This window comes from Pseudomonas sp. RA_15y_Pfl1_P11 (assembly GCF_963970975.1).
Taxonomy (GTDB): domain Bacteria; phylum Pseudomonadota; class Gammaproteobacteria; order Pseudomonadales; family Pseudomonadaceae; genus Aquipseudomonas; species Aquipseudomonas tritici.
In genome coordinates this window covers 145,374-153,223 of record NZ_CAXAOY010000018.1, presented here as the reverse complement: position 1 = coordinate 153,223, position 7,850 = coordinate 145,374, and the positions used below count along the sequence as shown (strand labels likewise).

The following is a 7,850-nucleotide window of genomic DNA, read 5'->3' as shown; positions in this document are numbered from 1 at the left end:
AAAAGGGAAGAAAAGTATTAATATCACGCATAAGAACGCCGGTTTTTTAGATGTGTTTGCTCGCACGAACATCATCCATCAAATCGGCGTTCTTGTTTCTGTCTTTCCCGTGATTCCGTGAAGAACCCAAAAAAAGCCACTCAATTGAGTGGCCTATAGACTGCCTGGCTTACCTTAGCGATAGCGCTCCAGCCAATGGGCGTAAGGCGCCGGCAACGTCCAGGAGGATTTCTCCACGCCCAGTTCCTTGGCCGCAAAGTAGGCCCAATGCGGGTCAGCCAGGTGCGCACGACCGACCGAGACCAGGTCCAGGTGCCCAGACTGCAACGCGCCTTCTGCCAGTTGCGGCGTGCCAAAGCCCCAGGCCGAGGTCACCGGGATGCCCGCTTCGCGGCGCACGCGCTCGGCGATCGGGCCCATGAAGGCCGGGCCCCACGGGATATGGGTGTCGGGGATGGTAAAACCGACGCTGACGCTCAGCAGGTCCAGGCCGCCAGCCTTGAAGTTGCGGGCCAGTTCGATGGATTCGGTAAGGGTCTGCTCGTCACGGCCGTCGTATTCGATCACGCCAAAACGCGCGGTCAGGGGCAGGTTCTCTGGCCAGACTTCGCGCACGGCGGCCAGGGTTTCCAGGAGGAAGCGGCTGCGGTTGTCAAAGCTGCCGCCGTAGGCGTCGGTGCGCTGGTTGGAATGCTCGGAGAAGAAGCTCTGGCCCAGGTAACCATGGGCGAAGTGCAGTTCGATCCACTCGAAGCCGGCGTCACGGGCCCGGCGGGCGGCGTTGACGAAGTCCTGCTTGACCCGAGCGATGTCGTCCAGGGTCATGGCGCGTGGCACTTGCGGCAGGTTGGCACCGAAGGCGATCGCCGACGGTGCGATGGTTTCCCAGCTGCGCGCATCGGAAGCCGGCATGTGGTCGTCACCTTCCCACGGGCGGTTGGCGCTGGCTTTGCGGCCCGCGTGGGCGATCTGGATGCCTGGCACTGAGCCGGCGGCCTTGATGGCCTTGACCATGGGCACGAACGCTTCAGCGTGGGCGTCACTCCAGATACCGGCGCAACCTGGGGTGATACGCCCCTCAGGCGCTACAGCGGTGGCTTCGACCACCAGCAACCCGGCGCCGCCACGCGCCATACTGGCCAGATGCACGAGGTGCCAGTCGTTGACGATGCCATCATCGGCCATGTATTGGCACATTGGCGGGATGGCGATGCGATTGCGCAGGGTGACGTCTTTGAGTTTGAACGGTTCGAACAAAGCGGGCATTGAGAACTCCGGGAGCGAGTGGATGATTCGATAGTTCGATGGTAATCGAACTATAGTATTCGATGATACCCCCCTGTTATGATTCGTTTCATGCGAGCCTTTAAACACCCTCCTCTTGAAGACCTGACCCTCGAGCGCCTGCTGTACGCGCTGAGTGACCCGGTGCGCCTGGAAATCGTGCGCTGCCTGGCCGGTGTGCCCGAAGCCACCTGCGGCGAACTGGACGGCGGGCGTCCCAAGTCGAGCATGTCCCATCATTTCCGCGTGTTGCGCGATGCCGGGCTGGTGCAGACTCGCAGTGCCGGCACCACTCATCTGAATTCGTTGCGCGGCGATCTGCTTGATGAGCGGTTCCCGGGATTGCTGCAAACCATTCTTGCGCAGCGGTAAAACGCGGCTCAGTCCAGCAGCGCGATCAACCGCGGCTCAATGGACGTCTCCAGCACCTCCAGCAACGCCAACGTCACCGGCAACTTGAAGCGCCGCCGCCCTGCGCTGCCGGGGTTCACATACAACGTTGCGCCGCGCCACTCGATCAGCGGCTTGTGCGAATGGCCGGTGATCACCAACCGCGTGTGTGAATCGAGTAACCCCGTTACATCGGCGATGTCATGCACCAACAGCGCCTTCCAGCCGTTCACATCAATCGTCAGATGATCGGGCACCGACTGCGCCCATGCAGCATCCTGATCGTTATTGCCGCGCACCACGTGAAGCGGTGCGATCAGCGCCAATTGATCGAGAATATCCAGGCTGCCGATATCTCCGGCATGGATGATCTGTTCACAGCCCTGCAATGCTGCGACGGCCTCTGGCCGCAGTAAGCCGTGGGTATCGGAAATCACGCCGATTTTCATAAGTGCTCCGGAGCAGTGTTGATACCTATGTAACTTAAACGATTCAGGTGCGGGGCGAACCTTCCCCGCCGACGGGCGTCCGAGTTAGGCACTGTTGCTTACTGCTCGCCCCGAGGTCCGCGTTTGAAAGCCGCCATTCTCAAAAAGTACCGACTGATCATCAAGACCATGGGCTACGTAGGCTGGGCCCTGTTCTGGCTGTTGCTGTGGGACGTCGCCGTCACCGTCGACTTCATGTTGTTTCTCACCTACAAGATCAATCTGCCGCTGATGCCCCTGACCCTGCTGGGTTCGGCGCTGGTGGTGCTGATCAGTTTCCGTAACAGCAGCGCCTACAACCGCTGGTGGGAAGCCCGCACCTTGTGGGGTGCAATGGTCAACAACTCGCGCAGCTTTGCCCGCCAGGTATTGACCCTGCTCGATGATCCCGCCGGCGAAGTGAACCCGGTCAAGGCCACCCTGCTGCGCCGCCATGTGGCCTATGTGAATTGCCTGGCCGCGCACCTCAAGGGCCAGCCGTGTCCCGCGGAAGTCCGGGCGTTTATCCCCGGCGATGAGTTTGCGCGCAACGGCACCACCAACAACTTTGCCAACGACATCCTCACCGGCTCCGCCGCGCTGCTGGCCAAGGAATACAAGGTCGGTCACCTGGACAGCATCCGCTTGGCGCGGCTGGAGTCGACGCTGGTGGATTTGTCCAACGCCCAAGGTGGCATGGAGCGAATCGCCAACACGCCGCTGCCCTACCCTTACGTGTACTTCCCGCGATTGTTTATTTCGCTGTTCTGCCTGATCGTGCCGGTGGGCCTGGTGGAATCCCTGGGGTGGTTCACCCCGCTGGCCTCGACGGTGGTGGGCTTCATGCTGCTGGCTATCGAGCGCATCGGTACCGACCTGCAAAGCCCGTTCAACTCCAGCGAACATCAGATCCAGATGGACACCATCTGCGAAACCATCGAAAAAAACCTGCAGTCGATGCAGCGTGATGCGCTGGGTGGCGAGCGCATCGGTTAAACACGCCCTTCGACCTCAAGTACGTGCCCCCTCAGTCGATATACAGGGGGTACGCATGGGCCACACCCCCCCGTCATAACAACACATGCGACGCTCGACGCTACTGTTTTCTCCTTGCCAAAATTATAAATACCCGCGGGTGAAGTCATGAATATCAAGCAAAAGCTGACCTGGGCGTTTGCCGCCATCGCGTGCGTCCCGGTCGTTTTGGTCGCTGTGTTGGTTGTAATGAATCTGCGCGAGGGGGCCCTGGCCAATTTCCTCGACAGCAGCGGCCGCGAGATCCGCCAGATCGACAATGGCATGAAGCAGTTCTTCGACGGTATCAGCCAGAACGTCGATTTTGTGGCCAAGGACCCGCGCGTTGTCGCGGCCAAGGACCTCAAGAGCTACGCCGGTGCCGACGCTGCACAACTGCCGCTGACCCCGACAAACAAAGCGCTACTGGAGATTTTCGACCAGTTTGCCAAGAGCCATCCGAGCACCGCCTACCTGTCCCTGGGTTTGAAGGACGGCGGCTACGCCAGTTGGCCCGACGACACCAAACTGAATAACTACGACCCGCGCGTACGCCCCTGGTACCAGGCGGCCATCGCCGCGCCGGGCGCCACTGTGCGTACCGGCGCCTATTACTGGGCGCCGGACGATGTGGTGCTGATCGGCACCGTGCACACCGTCGCCGACGCCACGGGCAACATCCTGGGCGTGGTCGGCCTGGACGTATCGCTCAAGCAACTCACCGAACTGGTGCGCAACATCAAGCTCGGTGACAGCGGCTACCTGATGCTGGTGGAAGGCAACGGCAACGTGCTGGTCGACCCCAGCGATGCCAAGCACAACTTCAAACCCCTGGCCGACTTGGGCCCCAACTATGCCGAACTGGCCAAGCGCAGCGACGGCGTGACCCAAATAGACATCGATGGCGTGGCTTACATGGCCAACGTTGTCAGCTCCAAAGACTTGGGCTGGCGCTTTATCGGCCTGATCAAGCGTGATGAAGTGATGGCCGGCGCCACCCGCCTGACGTGGCTAATTGGGGCCATCGCGGCGATATTGGCATTGGTGTTCGCGATTGTCGGCGCCAGTTTCGCCAGCGTGATCGTGCGCCCGATTCGCGGCGTGGCCGACGGCCTGCAGGAAATCGCCGAAGGAGAAGGCGACCTGACCCGTCAGCTCAAAGTACAAGGCAAGGACGAAACCGCCAGTTTGGCCGGTTGGTTCAACCAGTTCCTCAGCATGATCGCCCAGTTGGTGCAGCGCATTGGCAATGCTTCTTCCGACCTGCAGACCGCCGCCGCCGACACCAGCGAAGTCGCCAACAACATGAACCAGGCGGCCGGCCGTCAACGTGAAGCCGTGGAACTGGTGAGCACCGCATTCAACGAAATGGTAGCCACTGCCAACGAAGTCGCCCGCTCCTGCAGCGCTGCCGCCACCAGTGCCGACGAAGGCTACCGCGACGTGCACAACGGCCAACAGCACATTGGCGAAGCCACCGGCAGCGTGCTCAAGTTGAGCGAAGACCTGCAAAAGTCCACCCAGACCATGCAATTGCTGGAGCAGGACAGTAAAAACATCAACACCATCCTCGACACCATCCGTTCGATTGCCGAACAGACCAACTTGCTGGCGCTCAACGCGGCCATTGAAGCCGCGCGTGCCGGTGACCAGGGCCGAGGTTTTGCGGTAGTTGCCGACGAAGTCCGCGCCCTCGCCCGCCGCACCGCCGACTCCACCGGCGAAATCGACAGCCTGCTCGGCAACCTCGCCCGCCGCACCCAGGAAGTGACGCAGCAGATGCAAGGCAGCCTGCTGGTGTCTCACACCAGCGTGGAACGCATCCAGCAGGCCCGCGACAGCTTTGACAAGATCCGGGGCTCGGTCGACTCGATCCGCGACCAAAATACCCAGATCGCCACGGCCGCCGAAGAGCAGCACCAGGTGGCCGAAGAGATCAACCGGCATATCGCGCAGATCCATGCCGATGCGCAACTGGTCGAAGAGTTTGCCCACTCAGCGCAGACCGGGTCAGGCCGGCTGACGGATATCTCGGGCCAGCTCAAAGGGTTGGTGGGTCGGTTCAAGTTCTAACCTGACGCGCTACCCGTTCAGCGCGCGAGTGTGGTGAGCGGGCTTGCCCCGCTCACCACACTCGCGCCGCCGCCAAACGCGACATTTAGCCTCAACCCATCATCGCACCCCCTGCAATAGTCTATTGCAGGACTCTAATGTACTAACCAGTTACTTATGTTGCTAAAATCGCGTCTTTGCCCTCTCACATTCGAGTCCTTTCGACATGAAACGAGCATCGCGCGCCGCTGGCGCCTCTAAATTTTTACTGCTGGGCCTGGGCGTAATCATCGCCCTGCTCGGCCTCGCGCTGGCCATCGGCGGCCTCAAACTGGTCAGCCTGGGAGGTTCCTGGTACTTCCTGATCGGCGGCCTGGCCATGGCGATTGCCGGCTTGATGATCGCCCGGCGTAAACCGGCGGGCGCGTGGCTGTTTGCGGCTTTCCTGGTCGGCACGGCCATCTGGGCGGTGGCGGATGTGGGGCTGGTGTTCTGGCCGCTGTTCTCGCGTGTATTCATGTTTGCGGCCATCGGCATGGTGGTAGCGCTGGTCTACCCGCTGCTCGTCAATAAGCCTGCACGCGGTGCCTATGGCGTCGCCGCAGTATTGGCGATCGGCGTGGCCGTGGCGGCGGGCAATATGTTTGTCGCCCACCCAAGCGTGGCCCCGACCGGTACCGGCCCTGGCATCACGCCGGTAGCCCCCGCCGATGCTCAGAAAGACTGGGCGCACTACGGCAACACCGAAGGCGGCAGCCGCTTCGCCGCGCTGGACCAGATCAACCGTGACACCGTCAACCAGCTCAAAGTGGCGTGGACCTACCACACCGGCGACGTGGCAATCAGCGACGGCAACGGTGCCGAAGACCAACTGACGCCCTTGCAGATCGGCAACAAAGTCTTCATCTGCACGCCGCACAATAACCTGATCGCCCTCGACGCCGACACCGGCAAAGAACTGTGGAAGAACGAGGTCAACGCCAAATCGGCGGTGTGGCAGCGCTGCCGCGGCATGGCGTATTTCGACGTCACTGCGCCGATTGCCCAGCCGACCCAACCGAACAGCTCGCCGATCATCGCCGCCAGCGTTCCTGCCGGCGCGCAGTGCCAGCGTCGCTTGCTGACCAACACCATCGACGCCCGCCTGATCGCGGTAGATGCCGACACCGGCAAATTCTGCGAAGACTTCGGCACCCACGGCCAAGTCGACTTGAAAGCCGGCCTGGGTAACGTGCCGGACAGCTACTACCAACTGTCCTCCGCGCCGTTGATCGCCGGTACCACTGTGGTGGTGGGTGGCCGCGTGGCCGACAACGTACAGGCTGACATGCCGGGCGGCGTGATCCGTGGTTTCGACGTGATCACCGGCCAGATGCGCTGGGCTTTCGACCCCGGCAATCCGCAAGACAAGCAGGCCCCGGCCGACGGCAGCACCTATGTGCGCAGCACCCCGAACAGCTGGGCACCGATGTCCTATGACCCGCTGATGAACACGGTTTTCCTGCCAACGGGCAGTTCGTCCACCGACATCTATGGTGTGGAGCGCACCGAGCTTAACCATAAATACGGCGCTTCGGTATTGGCGCTGGACGCCTCCACCGGCGCGGAAAAATGGGTCTACCAGACCGTCCACAATGACCTGTGGGACTTCGACCTGCCGATGCAGCCAAGCCTGATCGACTTCACCCCGCCGGGCAGCGACAAGGCTGTGCCAGCGGTGGTGATCGGCACCAAGGCCGGGCAGATCTACGTGCTCGACCGCGCCACCGGCAAGCCACTGACCGAGGTTAAAGAAGTACCGGTCAAGGCCGCCAACATCCCCAACGAACCCTACTCGCCCACCCAGCCAAAATCGGTCGGCATGCCGCAGATCGGCGCACAAACCCTGACCGAATCGGACATGTGGGGTGCCACGCCGTTCGACCAGTTGCTGTGCCGCATCGACTTCAAAGGCATGCGCTACGACGGCCTGTACACCGCGCCAGGCACCGATAAATCCTTGAGTTTCCCAGGTTCGCTCGGCGGCATGAACTGGGGCAGTATTTCCACCGACCCGGTACACGGCTTTATCTTCGTCAACGACATGCGCCTGGGCCTGTGGATCCAGATGGTGCCGTCGCAGAACAAGGCGCTGGCCGCGTCCGGTGGCGAAGCGCTGAACACTGGGATGGGCGCCGTGCCGCTCAAGGGCACGCCGTATGCAGTGAACAAAAACCGCTTCCTGTCGGTGGCTGGCATTCCGTGCCAGGCGCCGCCCTTCGGCACCCTGACCGCGATCGACATGAAGACCCAGAAAGTCGCCTGGCAAGTGCCGGTCGGCACCGTGGAAGACACCGGCCCGCTGGGCATCCGCATGCACCTGCCGATCAAGATCGGCTTGCCGACCCTTGGCGGCACCCTGTCGACCCAGGGCGGCCTGATCTTTATCGCCGGCACCCAGGACTTCTACCTGCGCGCCTTCAACAGCGGCAACGGTGAGGAAATCTGGAAAGCCCGCCTGCCGGTAGGCAGCCAGGGTGGGCCGATGACTTACGTTTCGCCGAAAACCGGCAAGCAATATGTGGTGGTCACCGCTGGCGGCGCACGCCAGTCCACCGACCGTGGCGACTACGTGATCGCTTACGCCCTGCCATAACCGCCTTT

At 61.8% G+C, this 7,850-nt stretch carries 5 protein-coding genes and 2 pseudogenes; 5 read left to right on the top strand and 2 right to left on the bottom strand.

All coding sequences use genetic code 11. The features are described from left to right. Positions 1 to 174: 174 nt before the first annotated feature. On the bottom strand, positions 175 to 1,266 hold the full coding sequence (locus AACY44_RS21720; protein WP_339428050.1) for an NADH:flavin oxidoreductase/NADH oxidase: 1,092 nt from the start codon (positions 1,264 to 1,266) through the stop codon (positions 175 to 177). Positions 1,267 to 1,344: 78 nt separating this feature from the next. Between AACY44_RS21720 and AACY44_RS21715 the strand changes: the two genes are divergently transcribed. After that, positions 1,345 to 1,656 (top strand): ArsR/SmtB family transcription factor, encoded by a 312-nt coding sequence (locus tag AACY44_RS21715; RefSeq protein WP_339419343.1) that lies wholly within the window; start codon positions 1,345 to 1,347, stop codon positions 1,654 to 1,656. 8 nt (positions 1,657 to 1,664) lie between these two features. Here AACY44_RS21715 and AACY44_RS21710 read toward each other — a convergent pair whose 3' ends face one another. Continuing rightward, complete coding sequence (locus AACY44_RS21710; protein WP_339419345.1) at positions 1,665 to 2,123, bottom strand: metallophosphoesterase family protein; 459 nt, start codon at positions 2,121 to 2,123, stop codon at positions 1,665 to 1,667. Between the two features lie 123 nt (positions 2,124 to 2,246). Between AACY44_RS21710 and AACY44_RS21705 the strand changes: the two genes are divergently transcribed. The 4 genes and pseudogenes from AACY44_RS21705 to AACY44_RS21695 all read left to right on the top strand — a co-directional run bounded on the left by AACY44_RS21705 (position 2,247) and on the right by AACY44_RS21695 (position 7,842). Then, a complete protein-coding gene (locus tag AACY44_RS21705) occupies positions 2,247 to 3,137 on the top strand; it encodes a bestrophin family protein (protein ID WP_339419346.1) in 891 nt (296 codons plus the stop codon). 147 nt (positions 3,138 to 3,284) lie between these two features. Further along, a pseudogene (locus AACY44_RS27805) lies at positions 3,285 to 4,364 on the top strand (cache domain-containing protein); the annotation flags it as partial. Positions 4,365 to 4,691: 327 nt separating this feature from the next. Next, a pseudogene (locus AACY44_RS27800) lies at positions 4,692 to 5,228 on the top strand (methyl-accepting chemotaxis protein); the annotation flags it as partial. A gap of 205 nt (positions 5,229 to 5,433) precedes the next feature. Further along, on the top strand, positions 5,434 to 7,842 hold the full coding sequence (locus AACY44_RS21695; protein ID WP_339531004.1) for a glucose/quinate/shikimate family membrane-bound PQQ-dependent dehydrogenase: 2,409 nt from the start codon (positions 5,434 to 5,436) through the stop codon (positions 7,840 to 7,842). Positions 7,843 to 7,850 lie beyond the last annotated feature (8 nt).